Raw genomic sequence first — 20,900 nt, forward strand, 5'->3', positions numbered from 1 at the left:
GCATCGACACACTAAATGAAGAACTCCATCCCGTTTTCATATGAGTATAATTAGCATATGCAGAAGAATTCGCTCCAGAACTCCACTCAAATTCGGCATACGTATAAGTACATGATTATTTAAGAAAACATCTTGTTCGCTACGCATAAAAACAATGTATATTTTCCCATGCAAAATTTGTCGATGATCTTCTTATAATAAATAATAGATCAGACATTTACTTTCCGACAAAATCGGATACAATAAAAGTGAGGAGTGATGCGTCATGTTGAAAAAGTTGAAACGCAAGCTGCTCAAACAATGGAAAGAACTTTTGCGCAGAAAATCGATTGCGTAGTTGTACGAGCCCTTCTATTGAAGGGCTTCTTTTCAATTTTGTTTCCCATTCCACACTTTTTATATATAATAAGAAAAGCGGAAAGCGTCCGGAGCTAAATATCGCTTTATTTTTAAACAAATGACAAAAGGAGAGATGAACGTTGATTTTTAAAGTGTTTTACCAAGATACGATCGATGAAGTACCTGTAAGAGAAAAAACGAAAACGCTCTACATCGAAGCAGAAAGCGAGCGAGATGTGCGCCGAAAGTTACAAGACCGTCATATCAATATTGAATACATTCAACCACTTGAAGGGACGCATTTAGCGTACGAACAACAAAACCCTGATTTTCACGTATTGGAGATTGAACAATGAACGTATTAAAAAATAAACAAGTTGGTGTTTTCGCTCTCGGCGGTCTAGGCGAAATTGGGAAAAATACATATGGCGTGCAATATGAAGATGAAATCATCATCATTGATGCCGGCATTAAGTTTCCAGAAGATGAATTGCTCGGCATTGATTACGTCATTCCTGACTATAGTTATTTAGTGAAAAACGCAGAGAACATTAAAGGGCTATTTATTACACACGGGCACGAAGACCATATTGGCGGCATTCCGTATTTGCTTCGCCAAGTAAACGTGCCAATTTACGGCGGAAAATTGGCGCTTGGGCTTATTCGCAACAAACTAGAAGAACACGGGTTGTTGCGTCAAACGAAACTAATCGAAATAAAAGAAGACGACGTCATTTCGTTCGGAAAAACTGCGGTGACATTTTTCCGTACAACGCACAGCATTCCAGATAGCTACGGCATTGTCGTCAAAACGCCAGTCGGTCAAATTGTGCATACAGGCGATTTCAAATTCGACTTTACGCCTGTTGGCGAGCCAGCGAACTTAACGAAAATGGCTGAAATCGGAAAAGAAGGCGTCCTTTGTTTATTGTCCGATAGTACAAATAGCGAAATTCCGCATTTTACAATGTCGGAGCGGCGTGTCGGTGAAAGCATTCACGACATTTTCAGAAAGGTGCAAGGACGCATTATTTTTGCGACGTTCGCTTCGAACATTCATCGCTTACAACAAGTAACGGAAGCCGCTGTATTAAACAATCGAAAAATTGCGGTATTCGGCCGAAGCATGGAAGCGGCTATTGAAATTGGGCAACAGCTCGGCTACATTAAGTGTCCGAAAGATACGTTCGTCGATGCGGTGCAAATTAATCGCCTCCCTGCCCATCGCGTCACGATTCTTTGTACCGGAAGCCAAGGGGAGCCGATGGCAGCGTTGTCGCGCATCGCAAACGGCTCACACCGTCAAATTCAAATTATGCCGGGCGATACAGTCGTCTTTTCGTCTTCGCCAATTCCGGGCAATACTGTAAGCGTCAATCGCATTATTAATATGCTGGCGCGCGCAGGAGCGGAAGTCATTCACGGACCGCTTAGCGACATTCATACGTCTGGTCACGGCGGACAAGAAGAACAAAAATTAATGATTCGCTTAATGAAACCGAAATATTTTATGCCGATTCACGGTGAATATCGCATGCAAAAAATGCATGTGAAGCTGGCAGTCGATTGTGGTGTACCAGAAGAAAACTGCTTTATTATGGACAATGGGGATGTGCTCGGCATTAGTGAAGAAGGGGCAAGCATCGTCGGCAAAATTCCGTCCGGTTCCGTATATATCGACGGAAGCGGCATTGGCGATATCGGCAACATCGTCTTGCGCGACCGCCGCATTTTGTCAGAAGAAGGATTAGTGATCGTCGTTGTAAGCATCAATATGAAAGAAATGAAAATCGCTTCCGGACCAGACATTATTTCGCGCGGATTCGTTTATATGCGTGAATCCGGCAACTTAATTAGCGATGCCCAACAACTGATCGCCAAACATTTACAACAGCTGCTTGAACAAGGAACAAATCAATGGTCGGACATTAAAACAGAAATTACCGATACGCTCGCTCCGTTTTTATACGAAAAAACGAAACGCAAGCCAATGATTTTACCAATTATTATGGAAGTATAAGAAAAGAAGGTGCCCGTTTGGACACCTTTTTTTCTTATCCCCCCACGACTTCGTTTTCAAAGCGATCGATGTCTTGATCGGCACCGATGACAATTAAAATGTCTCCTTCGTAAATCATTTCAGAGGCAAGCGGTGAAACGATAATGTCGTTGTTTCGTTTGATCGCAACGATGTTAATGCCGTATTTGGCGCGAATGTCTAACTCGAGAAGCGAGTGGCCATGAAGCCGTTCGTTTGCGACAATTTCGACGATGCTATGGCGATCGGACAGCTCTAAGTAATCGAGCACGTTGTTTGAAATCATATTGTTTGCAATTCGTTCGCCCATATCTCGTTCTGGGTGAACGATATGATCAGCACCAATTTTTTTCAACACTTTTTCGTGATAATCATTTGTTGCTTTTACTGTAATTTTTTCGACGCCAAGCTCTTTTAAAATAAGCGTTGTTAAAATGCTCGCTTGAATGTTGTCACCGATGGCGACGATGACGTGGTCAAAGTTGCGAATGCCTAAACTTTTCAAAACGTTTTCGTCCGTTGAATCGGCAACGACGGCTTGTGAGGCAATCGATGCATATTCGTTCACTTTCTCTTCGTCTACATCAATCGCAAGCACTTCCATTCCTTGCTCACTTAACGTGCGACATACGCTACCTCCAAAACGCCCGAGACCGATGACGGCAAACTCCTTCTTTTTCATCACAAATCCCCTCTTGTTCGATATTCTTCTATGACACGCAAAATCCGTTTTTCTAACATATTCATTCCGCCGCTTCCTGCTTGGTAATGGCGAAATATACCGTTGGCATCAAATACGTAATACGTCGGTACGCATCGGTTATCAAACGCCTCTTTTAACCGATGATTGTTGTCAATGAGAAGCGGATGGGTAATGCCGTATTGTTCAGCTAGCTGTTTGACGACTTCAACGTTTTCATCACCGTCGCGTCGCGGCATATGGATGGAGATGACGTGTAATTCATCTTTATAACGATCGCGAAACGCGTTTACTTGTTTGATTCCTTCTTTACACAGATGGCAACTGACCGCCCAAAAATGAATGAGCGTCGGTTTTCCAATGAGTTGTTCGTGCGTAATGTTTCCGTTTAGTACGACTGTTGCTCCGTCTAATGATGGCATAGGCTCTCGTAATTTCATCATTCTTCTTCCTTTACTTTATGATTTCCTTTCCATGCGACATAGCGAGTCAAAAGTTCAATGGCCACATCGATCGCTTCTTCGTTCGGATTTAACTTCGCATGATGCAAACCGAACGGGGATTGCACGCCGAGCCAAAACATAAAGCCGGGAATGCGCGCAAGCATGTAGCCGAAATCTTCGCCCGTCATTGCCTCTTGGCAACGAACGAGGCGGACGTCCGTTTCTTTTTCAACAAATTCCATAAATTCATTTGTGAGCGTTTCGTTGTTGTACACTTGATAATACATCGAACCGTAATCAATATGCGCTTCGCAGTCGTAAGCGACTTCGATGCCGCGCACGAGCGCTTCGATGCGCCCTTTTACTTTTTCCATCGCTTCTGGTGAAAGCGTACGAATCGTTCCTTCGAGTCGTGCGCGCTCGGCGATAACGTTTTGTACTGTACCGCTCGTTAGTTTTCCAATCGTAATAACGGCGCTATCAAGCGGGTTGACATTGCGCGAGACGATCGTTTGCAGTTGCATAATTAAGGCGCTTGCCGCAACGACCATATCTTTCGTTTCATGCGGAAAAGCGGCATGCCCTCCTTTGCCGATTAAATCAATAAACAGTTCGGACGTGTTCGCAAACAATAATCCTTCTTTTGTTGCAATCGTTCCGACCGGGTATTGTGGCGCGATATGCAAAGCAAGGATCATATCGGGCATCCATTGTTTCATTTCGTCGCTCTCCAACATCGGAAGCGCCCCGCCCGGTCCTTCTTCCGCTGGTTGAAAAATAAACAGCATGTCGTCGCGAATCGGATGATGAACGACGTGAGTAAGCACACCAAGCGCGATCGCCATATGCATATCGTGTCCACAGGCGTGCATGCGTCCTTCATGCGTTGAGCGAAACGGGACGTCTGTTTGTTCGTCAATCGGTAATCCGTCCATATCGGCGCGATAACCGATCGTTTTCGTTGGCGCCGTGCCAAGGACACGCACGAAAATGCCTGTGCGCCACGTTTTGATTTGCAGGCGCTCAGACGGAAGGGTGGCAAGGTAGTCTAATATGTATTGTTGTGTTTTAAACTCTTGAAAGCCGAGTTCGGGAATTTGATGCAAATCGCGGCGAATGTTTACAAACATTTCGATCCTCCTTTTGAAAAAAGCGTGGAATCGATCCACGCTTTATAGTTGACGAAGTTCTTGTTTAATTTCTACTTTTGCTTTTGTTTTTTCATCGATTTGTTTAATGACGCGCGCTGGTACGCCAGCAACGACTGTATATGGCGGCACATCTTCTGTCACGATCGCCCCAGCGGCAACGACCGCACCTTTTCCGACTGTCACTCCTTCTAAAATAACGGCGTTTGCTCCGATCATGACATCATCTTCTACAATGACCGGTTTAGCTGACGGTGGCTCAATGACACCAGCAAGTACTGCTCCCGCACCCACGTGGCAGTTTTTCCCAACTGTCGCACGTCCGCCAAGCACAGCGTTCATGTCGATCATCGTTCCTTCACCAACAACCGCACCGATGTTAATGACGGCTCCCATCATAATGACCGCATTGTCGCCAATTTGCACTTGATCGCGAATGATCGCTCCCGGCTCGATGCGCGCTTTAATATGTTTTAAATCAAGAAGTGGAATGGCAGAATTGCGACGGTCGTTTTCCACGACGTAGTCTTCAATTTTATGTTTGTTCGCTTCAAGCGCTGCTTCAATGTCCGCCCATTCGCCAAATACGACGCCTGTCTGACCTGTAATAAATGTTTTTGCGCTCGGGCCAAAATCGATGTCAGCGACGTCCCCTTTTATGTATACTTTCACAGGTGTTTTCTTTTTACTATTTTGAATAAAGGAAATAATTTCATTTGCATCCATCATCATCGCAACTTCCTCCTTATCGTTTTATTTTTTTACTTTAACAAATGAAACAAACGGTGACAAGCTTATTGTCGCTTTTCGTACATCGAACGATTGAAACGCTTTAATATTTCGCGGCGCGTCACAATGCCTACAAAGTAGCCGTCATCGTTTTCGACGCAAACGAACGGATGGTCAATAAGCAACTTTAACGCTTTTAAAAATGAATCGTTCACATGTAGACGCGGGATGTTGCGCTGCATCGCTTGTTCCACTTTCATCGTCTCTAATCGCTCAAATTCGATGCGCTCAATACCTAAAATCGCATCCATAATCATCGTCATACTAATGAGCCCTTGCAGTTTGTACGTCGTATCTAACACAGGAACAGCCGAATATCCTGTGCGTGTTAATACTAGTAATGCGTGTTGTAAATGATTCCCCACTTGCACATGCGCTACTTTATCGGACGGAATCATCAAGTCAATGAGCGGTGGTTGTTGCATCGTCATTCCGCCTTTCACAATATAATCCCCATTTGTCATTGTACCATGTTCAATTCGATATGGAAAAGCGAGAAGTGCATCGGATATGATACAATAATAGACGAAATGGTATCATATGGGAGGAGAAAATAATGGAATCGGAAGCCGTAAAACGCGAGCGATTGCGCCTAAAAAAAGAAAACAAAAAAGGGAAGCTAAATGAATGGCATGCGAAAAAAATAACATTAGCTAGCGAATGGATTGAAAACGAAACGACGCAAAAAAGTCGCCGAATCATCCGCGGTGGTGTGTATATGTGTGAACTAGGGGAAAATATCGGGACTGAACAAGGGGAATGCCGACCAGTCATTGTCGTATCTAATGATCAAATTAATCTTTCGTCAGGCAACGTTTCGATCGTCCCTTTAACGAAAAACTTAAAAAAGAAAGCGATTTTCAAAAACGGGGAAATCGTTACATGTTTAAATGAGCCACGGTATCACAGCCACTATTTTCTTTTTAAAAACAAATATCCATTTTTAGATTATGATTCAGCTGTTTTAGGAGAAGAAACAAAAACCGTAAGCAAAATTCGCTTGAAAGAACATAAAGGAAACATCGACATGAAAGATATGGAAAAGATTATGATTCGTATTGAATGGGTTTTCGGACTTAGAAAAAGCTTAAAAAAATAATAAATGGGCTTGACAGCCACTCGTACGTCAAGATATATTTAAGGCAAACATATACATCGCCTGTCTCGTCACGGGCAAACCACGTGATAAATCACGTTTTTTCTCACAAGGACCTGTCTGAAGGTCCTTTTCGCATATTTTATGCATAAAATGAGCGATATAAAAATAAACTGATCATACATCGCCTGTATTTGTCACAGGCAATTCATTCGCTATGTTAGCGAAGTCATCACTGCCTGTCTTGTCGCAGGCAACCTAGGGGCTATCTAATGAGCTTACTGCTCAATGAGTAGATAGCTCCTTTTCATATGCCTTTTGAACAATTAATTCAACAAATCGAAAATTTCAATGGCGATCATATCAATGTTGTCGAATTGATACGATTTCGGCTTTTCGCCTTTTTCGTACACTTCTAATACGAACGTGTTCGTTTTTTCATAATATGTCACGCTACATTTTTTTTCACCATTGATTTCAAAGTTACGTTGTGGCGCTTCGTTCGTTCCTGTTTTTTGTTCTTGTAAGCTAATTAAACGTTGAATAATGCCTAATAATTGCGACATGACGTTCATTCCTTTCCGATACGTATTTCAACGACTATTCACTACTGTACCAAGTTTCGCGAAAAAAGTAAACAAAAACGAAAGCCCACAAAAGCGGGCTTTTACGTTTGAATGGCAACGTATGCGATATACCCGAGCAAAAGAGCGACAAACACGATGTATGCAATAAAAATCGGATTGCGGACATACGGATGGGCAGCCACTTTTTCGCTGACGGGCGCATCGTATTCACCTTGCACTTTTTGTCGTTTTCCTACTTGATACGTATAAACAAGTCCCCCGACTAATACCCCGCTAGCAACAAGTAAAAGCATCCAAGAAAATGTATCCATCATCGCCCACCTCTCTAGGAAACGGTGCGCAAACATCGCCTTGTCGTGACACAACGTTTGCGCCTTATGCTTACTTTTCCACCGCGAACGATATTTTATTACAGATGGGCGTTATGTTCAAATAAATATTCATACGTTAAATCGATAAACAAATAATGATGTTCATCAATCGGATACGAGTATGTGCGAATCGTTTCACCTGTTTCAATGTCGCTGTACAAATCAGATAAAATGCCTCGTTTGCGAGAACGCATGCGAATAATGTTTTCTAAAAAGTATGGACGCCAGCTCCAATTTTTCATTTCGTATTGCGGCTGTAATTCCCATATGTCTCCTTTTTTAAACATGTTCGCGGATTGTTGAAATCCGTCTTCATCGCATACGTAAATGCGAAAACTACAATCGCTTAAATGTTTGGCTAGGGCGGAAATGAGTTCGTTAAACGATGAGGCTTTTTTATGTTTGGCGACGAGCTCGGATACGCGCGCTTGAAATTGTTCGGAAATATCGTATAACGTTTGCAGTTTCTTTTTTTCATGTTGAATGAACGTATGAAACTGATTGCGCAACGTTTCTTTTAATAAATGTGGCGGAAGAAATGACGGTGACGGTTCGTGCAAATAATAGCCTTGATAATACCTTCCGCCGTTTCGCCACGCATATTGAAGTTGAAAGGCGTTTTCTATCCCTTCATATAGAAGGGTCGCCCCAATTTTCCGCGCTAAAAGCGAAATGGAATAAAGCACATCATCGTACGATACCGCTGTCGCTGACGTGCGCAACGCACGCAAATCAATTTTTAATAAATCGGGTGCTAACAACCGAATGCGATCTAAGTTGCTGCTTTCTTTCCCAATATTATCAACCGCAATTTGAATGCCGTATGTACGCAAATACGTCAATACGTGCCCGAGCTGTTGAATGTCGCCTTTAAAATGATGCTCGGTTATTTCAAGGACGACTTGGTTTAACTTCAGTCCTTTTTCTTTATATTGAAGAAGAAGTTGCAAAAACGATTCTCCCCGATCGATCATTAACACGTTCGCATCACGATTAATGAAAATGAGCGATGCGGGCTGCTCGTGAACAAACTGTTCGAGCGCTTTTGTCGTTACCGCCAAGTCGACTTCCATACGAAATTCTTCTGGGATCGTTTCATCGTGAAAAAATGGACCGAGGCTCATCACTTTATCAGCTTGTTGAAAGCGGCCGAGCACTTCATAACCAACAATGCATTGCTCATCGGCGCTAAAAATCGGTTGGTAATGCGGAACGACTTGATCGATATGTGTTAAAATGTCTAGCGCATCCAAAACGACGCCTCCTCTCCCGTTTTTTCACCCATTATATCATAAGAAATGCGCATCATCGTACCATCAAATAAAAAAAGCGACGTCAAGAAACGTCGCATTAAAACGGATGTTGATTGAGCCATTGACCGCCGTCAACGGTAATGCATTCGCCGTTAATGTAAGAAGCGGCATCGGAAAGTAAAAATGAGGCGACGCCGGCAATTTCCTCTGGTGTCCCGAAGCGACTGAGCGGTACGCTATCTTTCACGCGCTTTTCCATTTCTTCAGATAAAATAAGCTTTTCTGCTCCGCCTGTTCGCTCAATTGGTCCCGGGGCGATGGCATTCACGCGAAAACCGTATTTTTTTCCCCATTCGACTGCTAACGTGCGCGTCATCGTGAGCACACCTGCTTTGGCGCACGCGGAGTGAATGACGCCTGCCCCCGCTCCCCAAGCGTATGTAGCCACAATATTAATGATTGACCCTTTTTGCCCTTTATTAATCCAATAGTTTCCAACTTCTCGACTACAATAAAACGTGCCGTTTAGGACGATATCGATAACGCTATTCCAGCCGTTAATGGATAACTTTTCTGCTGGGCAAATAAAGTTGCCGGCAGCATTGTTGATTAACGCATCAATTTTTCCGAAACGTTCATCCGTTTCTTTTACCATAGCAGCGACTAGTTCTGGTTGGCGGACGTCCATAACGATCGGCAACACGCTTCCCCCAATTTCTTTCGCTGCTTCTTCGAGCGCTTCTTTTCGTCTTCCTGTAATGACGACATGCGCTCCTTCATCCGCGAATCGCTTTGCCATATATTTCCCCATACCACTTGAACCGCCTGTCACAATAATAACTTTCCCGTTCATCTCTTCATCCCCTTTATGAATGGTTATTCATTCATTTTTATTGTACTATATATTTAGAAAATTTTTAATATTATTTTTACTATTTTTATGCACTTTTTTCTTTTATAATGAGTGAAGAACATTTTATGTATAAGGTTTGAAGCGAATGAAACGACGAGATTTTTTGAAAACGTTTTTTTCTTTGTTCGTGAAAGGAACATTGCTTTCAACGGCAGGATATATGTATGCAACATATATTGAGCCGAGACAGTTGACGGTACGGCGTTATGAGATCGTGCATCCGCTTATTCCAAAAAGCTTTGATGGCTGTCGGCTTCTTCAATTTAGCGATGTGCATTTAGGGTATCATTATTCTGTTGACCATTTTCAACACGTCATCAAACGAATGAACGACCTTGATCCGCATCTCATTTGTTTTACAGGCGATTTGCTGGATAAACCGAATGAATACGAACATGGCGCTGCGATTACATCATTATTAGAAACGCTTCACGCTCCTCTTGGAAAATACTGTATTTACGGCAACCACGATCATGGCGGATACGGTACAGACATATATAAACGAATGATGACAACGAGTGGATTTCGTTTGCTTGTAAACGAATGGGTTTCCGTCAAACAAGGGAACGAACAAATTGTCATTGCTGGGTTAGATGATTTTATGCTCGGTAAGCCAAATTTCGCAAAAACGGTGCGACATATACCGAAAGAAACGTATACAATTGCTTTAATTCATGAACCTGATCTTGTGACGCAAGCGAGCGTCTATCCGTTTCATCTTCAGCTTTCTGGTCATAGCCATGGCGGACAAATTCAACTGCCGTGGATCGGTCCGCTCGTTACTCCACCGTTAGCGAAACAATACGTTGAAGGATTTTACGACGTCGAGCAGCTTACATTGTATGTCAATCGCGGACTTGGTACGACGCGCATGCCGTTTCGTTTTTTAACGCCACCAGAACTCACATTGTTTACGTTAAAAGCCGGGTCATAACATAAACCCGGCTTGAAATAGAAATATACTTCCAACGATCGAAGCCCCGATATAAAGAAGCGCTTCTTTATATTTTTTGCGCAATAGTAGTTGAATGGCTTCGACGCTAAATGTCGAAAACGTCGTAAACGCTCCGAAAAATCCGACCGTGACCCCAATCGATTGAACGTCGGACGAGAGCGCAAAACCGAGCCCAAATGAGCCGAGCCAATTTATGAGTAAAATGGAAAGTGGAACAGGTGACTGTTTCGTCCAACGCAAGAGCCATATGCCAAGCTTGTACCGAAACCAAGCACCTAACGCCCCACCAAGTGCTACATACATCATGACACTTCACCTACACCTCTTGCGCCCATTCGTTCACCGACATATATACCCGCATAACAACAAAGCAAACCACCAACAAGAGATATAAGTACATATCCGCTCGCTAATGTAGCATGTGTATGCCATAGCGCAATCGTCTCTTTACTAAACGTCGACATCGTCGTCAAACCGCCGCAAAATCCTGTACCGATCGCAAGCCGCAACCATTCAGCCATTTTCCGTTTTCCGACGTAGGACGTCAGCGCACCAAGCAAAAACGAACCGATGTAATTGACCGTTAACGTTCCCCATGGAAATGTGAGAAACGGAAAGATAAGCGCGACGCCGTATCGACATAGCGCTCCTAACGCTCCGCCAAAAGCGACTGCTCTACTTTCTTTCATTCAATCATCTCCTACTCTTCATCATCTGCGACATCATACGCCATTTGAAATAATATCATTTGGCTATCGACTTCTTCTTCTCCTTCTTTGCGTTTTACATAATGATATTCCCCATGTTCGTTTTGTTCACGTGCTTTGACGTTATCTGCAAGCAAAATGTGCAACACTTCAATGAGCCGCTCTTTTAATTGTTGTCGGAAAATCGGGAACAAAATTTCAATACGTCGATCCATATTGCGTGTCATCCAATCGGCAGACGATAAGAAGACGCGTTCTTTTCCATGATGGTGAAAATAATAGACACGACTATGTTCTAAAAAGCGGCCGACAATGCTGCGAACGCGAATATTTTCACTTACGCCTTCAATTTGTGGACGTAAGCAACAAATGCCGCGCACAATTAAATCAATTTTTACGCCTGCTTGCGACGCTTCATATAGCTTCATGATCAACTGTTTATCTGTGAGCGAGTTCATTTTCGCAATGATGCGACCGTCACCGTATTGTTTATGGTAACGAATTTCTTCATCAATGAGCTGTAAAAATTGTTGCCGTAAATCAAACGGAGCGACAACTAAATGATGAAACGGTGGCTTTTCCATATAACCGCTTAAGTAATTGAAAAAGTTTGTCGCATCTTCCCCAAATTGCTCGTTCGCCGTAATAAAGCCGAAGTCCGTATACACTTTCGCAGTGGCGTCGTTATAATTGCCTGTGCCTAAATGAACGAACCGCTCAATTTTTCCTTGTTTTTGCCGAACGATTAATGTAATTTTACTATGTGTTTTTAAATGCGTCATGCCGTAAATGACATGGCATCCAGCTTTTTCAAGCTCCTTCGCCCATTGCACGTTATTTTCTTCATCAAACCGCGCTTTTAATTCGACAAGAACAGTTACTTGTTTGCCGTTTTCCGCCGCCCGTTTTAACGCTTCAATAATCGGGGAGTCTCCGCTGACGCGATACAGTGTTTGTTTAATCGCTAACACATCTGGGTCATCGGCCGCATCGGAAATAAAATCAATGACCGGCTCAAACGATTCATATGGATGATGAAACAATAAATCGTGCTCTTTCGCTTTTTCAAATATGTCTTCGTCATCATCTAAATCTTTTGGTGGTTGCGGAATGAGTGTTTGAAACACAAGATGTTCTTTAGAGCGTGCTACTTCATGATAAAACGAAAATAAAAACGTTAAATCAATTGGCCCGTCGATTTTGTATACATCTTTTTCATGAATTTCTAGCTCATCTAATAAGTAATCGAGCACCCACTCGTCAAATCCTTTTTTACTCATTTCAAGCCGAATGGCCGCGCCCCACTTTCGCTTTTTTAACTCTTTTTCAATTTCTTTTAATAAATCGCGCGCCCCTTCTTCATGAATCGTTAAATCGGCGTTGCGTGTAATGCGAAATTGCGTCACAGATGAAACGATGTAACCTTTAAATAACGTATGAATAAATGCCGTAATGACATCTTCTAATAACGCATAAGCGTGTGTGTCGTTATGTGTCGGTAAAAGAATAAAGCGACTTAATACGGACGGTACTTGTACAATCGCCAATTTTTTTCGATCGTCGTCCTCTTCTTCATCATCTTCAAGGACGATTGCTAAATTTAAGCTTTTGTTTAACAACATCGGAAACGGGCGATACGCATCGACCGCCATCGGCGTTAATACAGGAAAAATATTTTTCATAAAATATGATTGTAAATATTGTGTTTGTTCATCGTTCCATTCATGTGGCGCAAGCACATATACCCCTTCTGTCTGCAACATCGGCAATAACGTTCGATTGTACATGTCATACTGCCATTTCACAAGTTCATGCGTTTTTTTTGCAATTTTTTTCAACTGTTCTTTCGGCGTTAATCCTGCTTTATTTTCTGGCTTGTTAAAACCGGCTTTCACTTGATCTTTTAAGCCGGCTACGCGTACCATAAAAAATTCATCTAAATTCGAGCTAAAGATCGCTAAAAATTTCAATCGTTCTAATAGCGGATTGCGTTCGTCCATCGCCTCTTGCAAAACGCGTTCGTTAAACGCAAGCCAACTTAATTCGCGGTTGTTGTAATAACGCGGATGGCTTAAATCCATCTTTATCCCTCCAAATGAAACTGTAATTGAATCGGGCGTTTTAACATTTTTTCGACATGTTTTTTATGTTTTTCTGCTTGATACTCTTCCGCCTTAAATGATTGACTGCAAAAGATGTGTATGACGATCGTTTCTTGTTGAAGTTCAAGTTGCAGACGGTTGACAATATTTCGTTTTGTGTCGTTTAAACTATAAGCAAATTTTAATAAGGCGCCAAGAAAACGAAGCTTTTTTTGTTCTGCGCGGGTAAACCACGCATGAAACGGTTGGACGTATTGTTTAAACAACGTTTTATTTTTAAACGAAGCGACGAGAGCTAATTGTACACGATCGCGATGGCTTAACCCGTCAATCGTTCGATTGGCTAAAAGGTAAAACGTATGCTGACTGCTTGCTTCTTCATCGACATATTGTCCTAAATAAAATACGTGGGTAGCGCGTTTTAATAGAACGAGGTCTTCCCCTGTCAATGGGAAAAGAGCGAGCGAACGCATTTGTTCAAACAGTTGGATGACTAGTTTTAATACGTGCTGCACATGGCTTGTATTCACTTCGTAGTCTTGGGCTAATTCAAAAAAACTTTCATCTAATACGCTGGGAAAAATGATCGGTCCAAACTGTTCGTAAAAAATACCGTCGCGCAATCCTTTGCGGCTTAAAATAAACATCGTTGCATCGACCGTTTCATATAACGTTTGAAACACTTCAACCGCAGGAATAATTAAATCGGCCCGATCTCTCGATAATGCTTCCACTTTTTGCAGTTGTTCAAATGTAAGGGAACGCAAATATTTTTTCACTTGAATGATATGCTCACGATTCATTTCATATTGATGAATGCCGGCAATCGGGTAGTTTTGCAGCATTTGATGCACTTGTACGACATTGCGGGCGCTTCCGCCAATCGCAATGATTGGCAAGCGGCGTTGTTTGAGCCACGGAAGCGATTGAAATTGTTTTTCGACGTATGTCCGTAACGTTTGTAGTTCTTCATCCGTTGGCACGTTTCCAGCGACAAATTGGCGTTTCAGCGATAGCGCACCAAACGGAAAACTATGATAATCGACAAGTTCACGATTGTAAAAATACGTCACTTCCGTACTTCCACCGCCAATATCAATCGTAATTCCTTCATGAAACGACGTTGATTGAATGACGGCTAAAAAACCGTAGTATGCTTCTTCATATTCGGATAAAATACGAATACGAAAATCGGTTCGTTCAGCGACGATACGAACGATGTCGTCGCGATTGCGCGCTTGACGAATCGTTGCCGTTGCAACACATTTCACATCGTACAACCGATGGAAGCGCGTTACATCTTGAAACGTAAGAAGCCCGTCCAAAAGAACGTGCAGTCCTTCCTCCGTAAACCAGCCATCTTCTGTTAAATAGTTGCGCAAACGAGCGGCAATTTTCACGTTTTCCCTTTCACGTAAACGACCGCTCTTACTTTGTTCGTAAATGACGAGACGCATCGTATTTGAGCCAATATCAATAATGCCGTACTTCAACGTTCAACCTCCCTAAAAAATAAATTGAAAATTTTCCAAAAACATAAACAATCGTGTATAATATAAGTGTACCAAAATGAAAAGGAGTTGAGTAAATATGGAGACAGTCGAATGCACCGTTGAAAATTTGTCGGTCGCGCTGTTTACTGTAAACCGTCATGCGAAAACGGCTTTAAACCCTTCTTACTTGTATTTATTAAAGAAAAAAACGATTGAAAAAATGCTCGAAGAAGGGAAAGCGAAAAAAGTCGGGCTTCATTTTTCCCGAAATCCGAAGTACAGCCAACAAAAATCGGATGTGCTTGTGGCGATCGGTGCGTATTACTTCCACATACCTCCAACAAAAGAAGACTTCAAGCATTTGCCTCATCTCGGTACGTTGGACGATTCATATCGCAATCCTGTTGTTAAAATGCCGTTGTCTCAAGCGAAGCGATTATTACAAGCCTATACAGGCATTTCACCAGAAGATGCCGAGCCAAAGCAAAAACGGTACGACCCATTTCGTACCTATCGATTCGGGAAAACGTTTCGATAAGGACAAGCCTCCTTCGAGAAGTAGCAAGCATACTTTATTATATTACACAAAAGGGCGGCCTCTTAATGAGATCGCCCTTTTTTACTTTGGACTAATTGTTCAAATTGTTCTGCTGAAAGTGGCTTGCTGAAGTAGTAGCCTTGGGCGCGGTCGCAACGTTCTCGTTTTAAAATCGCAAGTTGCTCTTCCGTTTCCACCCCTTCGGCAACGACTTTCATTTGTAAGCTGTGCGCCACTTCAATGACGGCGCGAACGATCGATAAGTCGTATGAATGTTTCACCATATCTTGCACAAACGAACGGTCAATTTTTATAATGTCGACCGGCAATTTTTTTAAATAATTTAACGATGAATAGCCTGTCCCGAAATCATCGACAGCGAGTTGCAGTCCTAAATTTTTTAACGACTGCAGCTGAGCGAGCACATAATCGACATGATGCATCGCCATACTTTCAGTAATTTCTAATTTTAAACAAAACGGGTCTAAATCGTACGTTCGCAACACGTGTTCAATATGTTTCACTAAATCCGCTTGCAAAAATTGTTTAATCGATACGTTTACGCCAATTTGGACATGTGGCAGCCCTTTTTCTTTCCATTTTTTACTTTGTTCACATACGTTTCGTAATACCCAATCGCCAATCGGTTGAATTAAATTTGTTTCTTCCGCAATCGGAATAAACGTGGCAGGCGAAATCCAACCGCGCTTTGGATGAAACCAACGAAGCAACGCTTCAACCGCCACAATATCGCCTGTTTGAATGTCGACAATCGGTTGATAATGGAGCATAAATTCATTTTGTTTTAACGCTTTGCGAATGCTATGTTGAATGTATAGTTTTTCTTCATTCGTCTTTTTTAATTCGTTTGTATAAAAGCAGTACGTATTTCCCCCATTTTCTTTCGCAATTTCAAGCGCTAAATCGGCACATGAAATGAGCGTTGTCCAATCGGTTGCATCATGAGGAAAAACGCTCACCCCAATGCTTGGCGTCACAGTTAGCTCTTGTTCAGTCAGCTGAAATGGAGTCGTAAATAGTTGAATGACATCGCTGATAATACGACGCAATTCATTTCGATCAGTCGTATAAAAAGCGAGAAAAAATTGATCGCGATGTTGTCTTGCGACAATGCCACCTTCATAGCGACGTAGCCGCTCTGCCACTTGCTTTAACAACTCATTTCCACAATGATACCCAATTAAATCGTTAATAAATTTAAAGCGATCTAAATTGAGCGACAGTAACGCAAATGGCTCACATTTATTCATACGCTCGCAAAGCATATGCTGAAACGAATCGTACGACAAGACGCCGGTTAATATGTCTGATTTGTCATCGTCTAACAAAAAGCATCCTGTCCAAATGAGATGGGAACGAAACGAATATACATGCATGTATGCCGAGCGATGGTCAACGATCGCTCTTCCGCGCCACGTATCGTTCGTATGTAATGTAACAACAGCTTCATGGGCGCGGTCAACAAATTGTTGGACGACTCCATAACGACGTGACAACTGTTTCATAAACAAGTCGTCCATATATACAATCGTTCCATCTTCATTCGTAACAAAAAAAATCGCACATTGTTCAAACTGTTGCCCAACGGCCTCCCATTTCGTCAATGGAGGGTGTTGGTACAGAAACTGCTGTTCATTCATGTTGTAATCCTCGCTTTTTGTTTTCTTCCCTCCTTTTTTTATTAAAACATATACGACAACAATTGAAAATAATTTTTCATAAAGAAGCACAAATTAGTCAATTGTTCCTGTTCGTAAAATAGATACGTTCACATCGATATCCATGCGTGCATCTTCATATAGTTGCAACCATTGTTTATCCGTTAACTGTAATTTCCGTACCGAATGGTCATATATTTGCCCGAAACCGATCGGATCGGTTTTGTACGCTTTTAATTTCGCCAATAACTGCTCGATTTCTTTTTTCATTTGTTTTTCAATCGCTCGTTCAAGAATGCCGACGTTCGCTTGCATAATCGGCTTCATTTTTTCGGACATCTCTAAAATTTCTGTTTGCATCTTGACTGTGACACGAAAATGTGGCGCTGGCTTTTGACTGACGAGTGTAATTTTCCGTTTCGTGCGAATTTCGTTCATAACGATATTCACTTTTTTCCCCTTTTTCTTGATTAACAATGGGGCTACTTCATCTCGAGACACCGTTATATTTTTCAATCCTGTGTTATATTCGGACGCAAGCATTTTAATATAAAAGCTTTCATCGAGCCGCACTGTTCCAACAAATTTGTCTCCGCGAAATAGCGCAACTTTTTCAATAATCGGTTTATCATCACGCAATGACAAACAAGGCAATACAGGGTCTTTGCCGATATCATAATAACTATGAATAAACTCATGCAATGTAGCTGCAAGCAATGATTCACTGCGCAAATTTTTTTCAATTAATCGATATAAATATGTTCCAATATCGGGCGTATCTTCATGCTTTTTACTTTTTATAACTGTTTTTGCGTTCGGTTCGCCAATCGCTAAATACACGAGCGACCCGATATTCGCATCGCGCTGCAACGTATCGGTTAACGGAAAAATGCCTTCTTGTTCTGCGAGCTCTTTTCCGTACACAACGATGCGAATTTGACCGGAACCTAAATCATGACTCGTTTGCGCCTCTAAATCTTGGCGAATTCCTTTGCTCGTTTTGTTTGTTGCTTCAATGACTTCCGACATCGATGAACCTGCTGTTTGAAACGAAAGCATGACCGAACCTGCTTCATACAACTTCCCCTTTTTATCAAAACCAGCAGCTGTAATAATGCCTTGCCGTTCTAACACGCGCGGTTGTACACAGCCACTTAATAACAACATACAAACGATCATCCATTTCATTTGGCGCTCCCCTTTGCCCATGTTTTCATGCGCACAAAAACATATAAGAAAAACGGATAGACGAAGCTTAGCCAAAATCCGTACCATCCGACTTGATCGATAAACTCATTAATCGTCGCCCGCTGTTTAAATAAAGTAGCTACGAAAAAAGAAAGGCAGCCAAAAACAAATAACAAATATTTTTGTTTGACACGAAAAAGCGCTTTTCCCCCGCGCGTCATCGCCCACATAAACAGAAGTAAATTCGGCAAAATGACGAGCAGCCAAAGCGGAATGACGATATATTCAAACCGTTCAATGAACGAAAATTTGACAATTGTAAACATCGATAACGACGCCCAAATGGTGACATCAAGTTGTTTTGGACTAAAAAAGGCAATCGCAACGACGGTCACTGCAGCAACGAGAAACGTCGTCAATAGCACGCCAAGTTGCGCATAGCGATGGACGCGTTCTTTTTCTTTTACAAACGGATAAATGATATATAACACTTCAAAGCCGAGCATCGTGTAAGACGTTTTTAATACGCCGTTCATCATCTGTTTCGGCGTCGCTTCCAGTATCGGAAGTAAATGAATCCACTCCGCATATTTCAGCGGTTGAAAAACGACAACGACGATCCAAATGGTCATAAAAAACGTTAAAAAACTAATGCCAGCCACGAGCCGAAACCCGCCGCCATATAGGGCATATACCGTTAAAAGCACTAAAATAAGCGCGCCGCCCCAAAGCGGAAAATCAGGGTACATCCACGTTAACGCCATTTCCACGTAACCGAGTAAAATAGACGTATACGCCATTAAAAAATAAGCGACAATCGCTGCATTTACGATCCAACCGAGCACGCGTCCATACACGAACGTATGAAGCGAAAAAATGTTGTCATGTTCCGACAATTTTAACGTTTGGCAAATGACAAAAACGATAAGATGAATCCATAAACCGCTGATGAGGACAGCAATCCACGCATCTTGGCGCGCTTCGACGAAAATGACGCGCTGCACACCGACGATGCCGAGCCCCATTTGCGCGGTATGGACGAGAAAAAAAACGAGATACGCATTCACGGATAGCCGTTCGTTTGGCGTTTTCATCATTCATCCAAATCCTTTCGTTTCATCGCTTCACGCCATGAAAAACGGCGGGAGTTTTGCGGGCGGTTCGTTTTCGGACGTTCGCTATAAAATTTTTGTGGCAGACGGATAAGGGCATATTTTATATCCGCTAAACGAAACGGATAAACAGGCGATAAGTATGGCCTCCCGAGCGATGTCAGTTTTAATAAATGAATAAGCAACAAGCTCACGCCAATAAATATGCCAACGAGCCCCCAAAGCGCCGCGAGTAAAATGATTGGGAAGCGTAAAATGCGAATCGTCGCCCCCATTTCATAACTTGGCGCTGTAAACGAACCGAGCGCGCTTAATGCGACGATAATGATAAGCACGTTGCTCGTAAAACCGGCATCAACCGCCGCTTGTCCGAGGACGATACCGCCAACGATACCCATCGTTTGACCGACTTTTGTCGGCAAGCGCGCCCCTGCTTCACGCAATAGCTCGATCATAAATTCTAAAAATAACGCTTCGATCACAGGAGGAAATGGTACGCGCGAACGCGATTCGCCAATCGTTAACAATAAAGCGGACGGAATGACTTCGTAATGATATGTAATAACCGCGACATATAACGGTGATAAAAAAATGGACGCGAAAATGCCAAGCATGCGTACAGCGCGCAAGACGGTGCTCATCGTCCAGCGTAAATAAATGTCTTCCGTCGTTTCAAAAAAGCTGAAAAACGTCGTCGGACAAATGATGACCGTCGGGCTGCGATCAACAAAAATGCCGATGCGCCCTTTTAATAAGCTGTACGCTAATCGGTCAGGAAGTTCCGTCAATAAATATTGCGGAAAAATCGTATACGCATGATCGTCTAATAGTTGCGCTAAAACGGAGCTATCGATCACTTCATCAATACGCAATTCCGCTAACCGTTGCTTCACCGTTTGGACGTTTGTTTGATCGGCGATGTCTTCAATGTATACGACGCGCACATCGAGCGGGTTGCGCACCCCGATCGTCATTTTTTCAGTCACTAATTTTTGATCGGTAATATTTTGCCGCAAAATGCGAATATTTGTATCAATCGACTCGGTAAACGACATTTTCGGACCAAGAACGAGTGACTCCGTTTCTGCTTTTTCAAGCGACCGTTCGACTTTTTCTGCGATGTTGACGACGAGACCGCGCTTTTCTTTTTCGATGTAAATGCCCGCCCAGCCGTCGCGTATATATGACGCCATTTCTTGTTCTGTTTCACATATACGAACTGCGCCAAGCGGCAAACAGCTCGCTAATTGCTCAATGGATATATGTTCTTGTTCATGAATAAAGGCAAGGACGTTTTGTTGAAGATGCGCGTGATTAATTAAATTGCTTAAAAAAAGGACGGATACCGCTTTTCCTTTACATTCGATGCGGCGGCACATGAAATCTGGCGAATGGGCAAGCTGTTTCACAACCTCATCAACTCGATTTTTTTTCGAAAACCACATCATC

22 protein-coding genes are annotated in these 20,900 nt (G+C 42.5%); 5 read left to right on the forward strand and 17 right to left on the reverse strand.

The window, feature by feature from the left end; genetic code table 11:
- Positions 1-479 precede the first annotated feature (479 nt).
- Together CS060_RS01155 and rnjA are read left to right on the forward strand one after the other, a co-directional pair.
- Complete coding sequence (locus CS060_RS01155; protein ID WP_035046710.1) at positions 480-695, forward strand: DNA-dependent RNA polymerase subunit epsilon; 216 nt, start codon at positions 480-482, stop codon at positions 693-695.
- The gene (rnjA, locus tag CS060_RS01160) at positions 692-2,359 is read left to right on the forward strand and encodes a ribonuclease J1 (protein ID WP_035046712.1); all 1,668 of its coding nucleotides are present in this window, start codon (positions 692-694) and stop codon (positions 2,357-2,359) included. The genes CS060_RS01155 and rnjA overlap by 4 nt, the downstream gene beginning before the upstream one ends.
- A 34-nt stretch (positions 2,360-2,393) precedes the next feature.
- On the opposite strand, the gene CS060_RS01165 is transcribed toward rnjA, so the two are convergent.
- From CS060_RS01165 to cbpB, 5 genes are all read right to left on the reverse strand, one after another.
- On the reverse strand, positions 2,394-3,059 hold the full coding sequence (locus CS060_RS01165; RefSeq protein ID WP_035046715.1) for a potassium channel family protein: 666 nt from the start codon (positions 3,057-3,059) through the stop codon (positions 2,394-2,396).
- Positions 3,059-3,517 carry a TlpA family protein disulfide reductase gene (locus tag CS060_RS01170; RefSeq protein ID WP_035046799.1) on the reverse strand — a complete coding sequence of 153 codons (459 nt, stop codon included), beginning with the start codon at positions 3,515-3,517 and terminating at the stop codon, positions 3,059-3,061. Before CS060_RS01170 ends, CS060_RS01165 begins: the two co-directional genes overlap by 1 nt.
- Entirely contained in the window at positions 3,517-4,650 is a 1,134-nt protein-coding gene (locus CS060_RS01175; RefSeq protein WP_035046717.1) for an N-acetyldiaminopimelate deacetylase, read from the reverse strand. Before CS060_RS01175 ends, CS060_RS01170 begins: the two co-directional genes overlap by 1 nt.
- 42 nt (positions 4,651-4,692) lie before the next feature.
- Positions 4,693-5,400, reverse strand: a complete 708-nt coding sequence (dapD, locus tag CS060_RS01180) for a 2,3,4,5-tetrahydropyridine-2,6-dicarboxylate N-acetyltransferase (protein WP_009362595.1) — start codon at positions 5,398-5,400, stop codon at positions 4,693-4,695.
- A gap of 62 nt (positions 5,401-5,462) precedes the next feature.
- Positions 5,463-5,882: a cyclic-di-AMP-binding protein CbpB gene (gene cbpB / locus CS060_RS01185; RefSeq protein ID WP_099668642.1), complete on the reverse strand. Its 420-nt coding sequence runs from the start codon at positions 5,880-5,882 to the stop codon at positions 5,463-5,465.
- A gap of 131 nt (positions 5,883-6,013) precedes the next feature.
- On the opposite strand from cbpB, the gene CS060_RS01190 reads away from it, so the two are divergent.
- Positions 6,014-6,556: a type II toxin-antitoxin system PemK/MazF family toxin gene (locus tag CS060_RS01190; RefSeq protein ID WP_035046722.1), complete on the forward strand. Its 543-nt coding sequence runs from the start codon at positions 6,014-6,016 to the stop codon at positions 6,554-6,556.
- A gap of 323 nt (positions 6,557-6,879) precedes the next feature.
- Here CS060_RS01190 and CS060_RS01195 read toward each other — a convergent pair whose 3' ends face one another.
- From CS060_RS01195 to fadH, 4 genes are all read right to left on the reverse strand, one after another.
- Positions 6,880-7,119 carry a YkuJ family protein gene (locus CS060_RS01195; protein ID WP_021094469.1) on the reverse strand — a complete coding sequence of 80 codons (240 nt, stop codon included), beginning with the start codon at positions 7,117-7,119 and terminating at the stop codon, positions 6,880-6,882.
- A gap of 101 nt (positions 7,120-7,220) precedes the next feature.
- A complete protein-coding gene (locus CS060_RS01200) occupies positions 7,221-7,454 on the reverse strand; it encodes a hypothetical protein (protein ID WP_052025515.1) in 234 nt (77 codons plus the stop codon).
- 95 nt (positions 7,455-7,549) lie between these two features.
- Complete coding sequence (locus tag CS060_RS01205; RefSeq protein WP_035046729.1) at positions 7,550-8,764, reverse strand: EAL domain-containing protein; 1,215 nt, start codon at positions 8,762-8,764, stop codon at positions 7,550-7,552.
- Between the two features lie 97 nt (positions 8,765-8,861).
- A complete protein-coding gene (gene fadH / locus CS060_RS01210; protein ID WP_035046731.1) occupies positions 8,862-9,617 on the reverse strand; it encodes a 2,4-dienoyl-CoA reductase in 756 nt (251 codons plus the stop codon).
- A gap of 145 nt (positions 9,618-9,762) precedes the next feature.
- Here fadH and CS060_RS01215 point away from each other — a divergent pair, with 145 nt between their 5' ends.
- On the forward strand, positions 9,763-10,611 hold the full coding sequence (locus CS060_RS01215; protein ID WP_035046733.1) for a metallophosphoesterase: 849 nt from the start codon (positions 9,763-9,765) through the stop codon (positions 10,609-10,611).
- On the opposite strand, the gene crcB (CS060_RS01220) is transcribed toward CS060_RS01215, so the two are convergent.
- From crcB (CS060_RS01220) to CS060_RS01235, 4 genes are read right to left on the reverse strand one after another with little or no spacing between them, the layout of a single operon-like run.
- Positions 10,606-10,938, reverse strand: a complete 333-nt coding sequence (gene crcB / locus CS060_RS01220) for a fluoride efflux transporter CrcB (RefSeq protein WP_035046735.1) — start codon at positions 10,936-10,938, stop codon at positions 10,606-10,608. The two genes, CS060_RS01215 and crcB (CS060_RS01220), sit on opposite strands and share 6 nt — an antisense overlap.
- Positions 10,935-11,321 carry a fluoride efflux transporter CrcB gene (crcB, locus tag CS060_RS01225; RefSeq protein WP_035046736.1) on the reverse strand — a complete coding sequence of 129 codons (387 nt, stop codon included), beginning with the start codon at positions 11,319-11,321 and terminating at the stop codon, positions 10,935-10,937. Before crcB (CS060_RS01225) ends, crcB (CS060_RS01220) begins: the two co-directional genes overlap by 4 nt.
- Positions 11,322-11,332: 11 nt before the next feature.
- Positions 11,333-13,420, reverse strand: coding sequence for an RNA degradosome polyphosphate kinase (locus CS060_RS01230; RefSeq protein ID WP_035046739.1), 2,088 nt, complete (start codon positions 13,418-13,420; stop codon positions 11,333-11,335).
- 2 nt (positions 13,421-13,422) lie between these two features.
- Complete coding sequence (locus CS060_RS01235) at positions 13,423-14,934, reverse strand: Ppx/GppA family phosphatase (RefSeq protein ID WP_035046741.1); 1,512 nt, start codon at positions 14,932-14,934, stop codon at positions 13,423-13,425.
- A 97-nt stretch (positions 14,935-15,031) separates the two neighbouring features.
- Between CS060_RS01235 and CS060_RS01240 the strand changes: the two genes are divergently transcribed.
- Positions 15,032-15,472, forward strand: coding sequence for a YkyB family protein (locus CS060_RS01240; protein ID WP_035046743.1), 441 nt, complete (start codon positions 15,032-15,034; stop codon positions 15,470-15,472).
- A 62-nt stretch (positions 15,473-15,534) separates the two neighbouring features.
- Here CS060_RS01240 and CS060_RS01245 read toward each other — a convergent pair whose 3' ends face one another.
- The 4 genes from CS060_RS01245 to CS060_RS01260 all read right to left on the reverse strand — a co-directional run bounded on the left by CS060_RS01245 (position 15,535) and on the right by CS060_RS01260 (position 20,899).
- Positions 15,535-17,133, reverse strand: a complete 1,599-nt coding sequence (locus tag CS060_RS01245; protein WP_099668643.1) for a putative bifunctional diguanylate cyclase/phosphodiesterase — start codon at positions 17,131-17,133, stop codon at positions 15,535-15,537.
- Positions 17,134-17,226: 93 nt separating this feature from the next.
- Positions 17,227-18,339 carry a Ger(x)C family spore germination protein gene (locus tag CS060_RS01250; protein WP_082180251.1) on the reverse strand — a complete coding sequence of 371 codons (1,113 nt, stop codon included), beginning with the start codon at positions 18,337-18,339 and terminating at the stop codon, positions 17,227-17,229.
- Positions 18,336-19,436 carry a GerAB/ArcD/ProY family transporter gene (locus CS060_RS01255; protein WP_052025517.1) on the reverse strand — a complete coding sequence of 367 codons (1,101 nt, stop codon included), beginning with the start codon at positions 19,434-19,436 and terminating at the stop codon, positions 18,336-18,338. Before CS060_RS01255 ends, CS060_RS01250 begins: the two co-directional genes overlap by 4 nt.
- The gene (locus CS060_RS01260) at positions 19,433-20,899 is read right to left on the reverse strand and encodes a spore germination protein (RefSeq protein ID WP_035046748.1); all 1,467 of its coding nucleotides are present in this window, start codon (positions 20,897-20,899) and stop codon (positions 19,433-19,435) included. The genes CS060_RS01255 and CS060_RS01260 overlap by 4 nt, the downstream gene beginning before the upstream one ends.
- Position 20,900: the final 1 nt, after the last annotated feature.

Origin of the sequence: Anoxybacillus flavithermus (genome assembly GCF_002742685.1) — a bacterium.
In the GTDB taxonomy this organism is placed as follows: domain Bacteria; phylum Bacillota; class Bacilli; order Bacillales; family Anoxybacillaceae; genus Anoxybacillus; species Anoxybacillus flavithermus_E.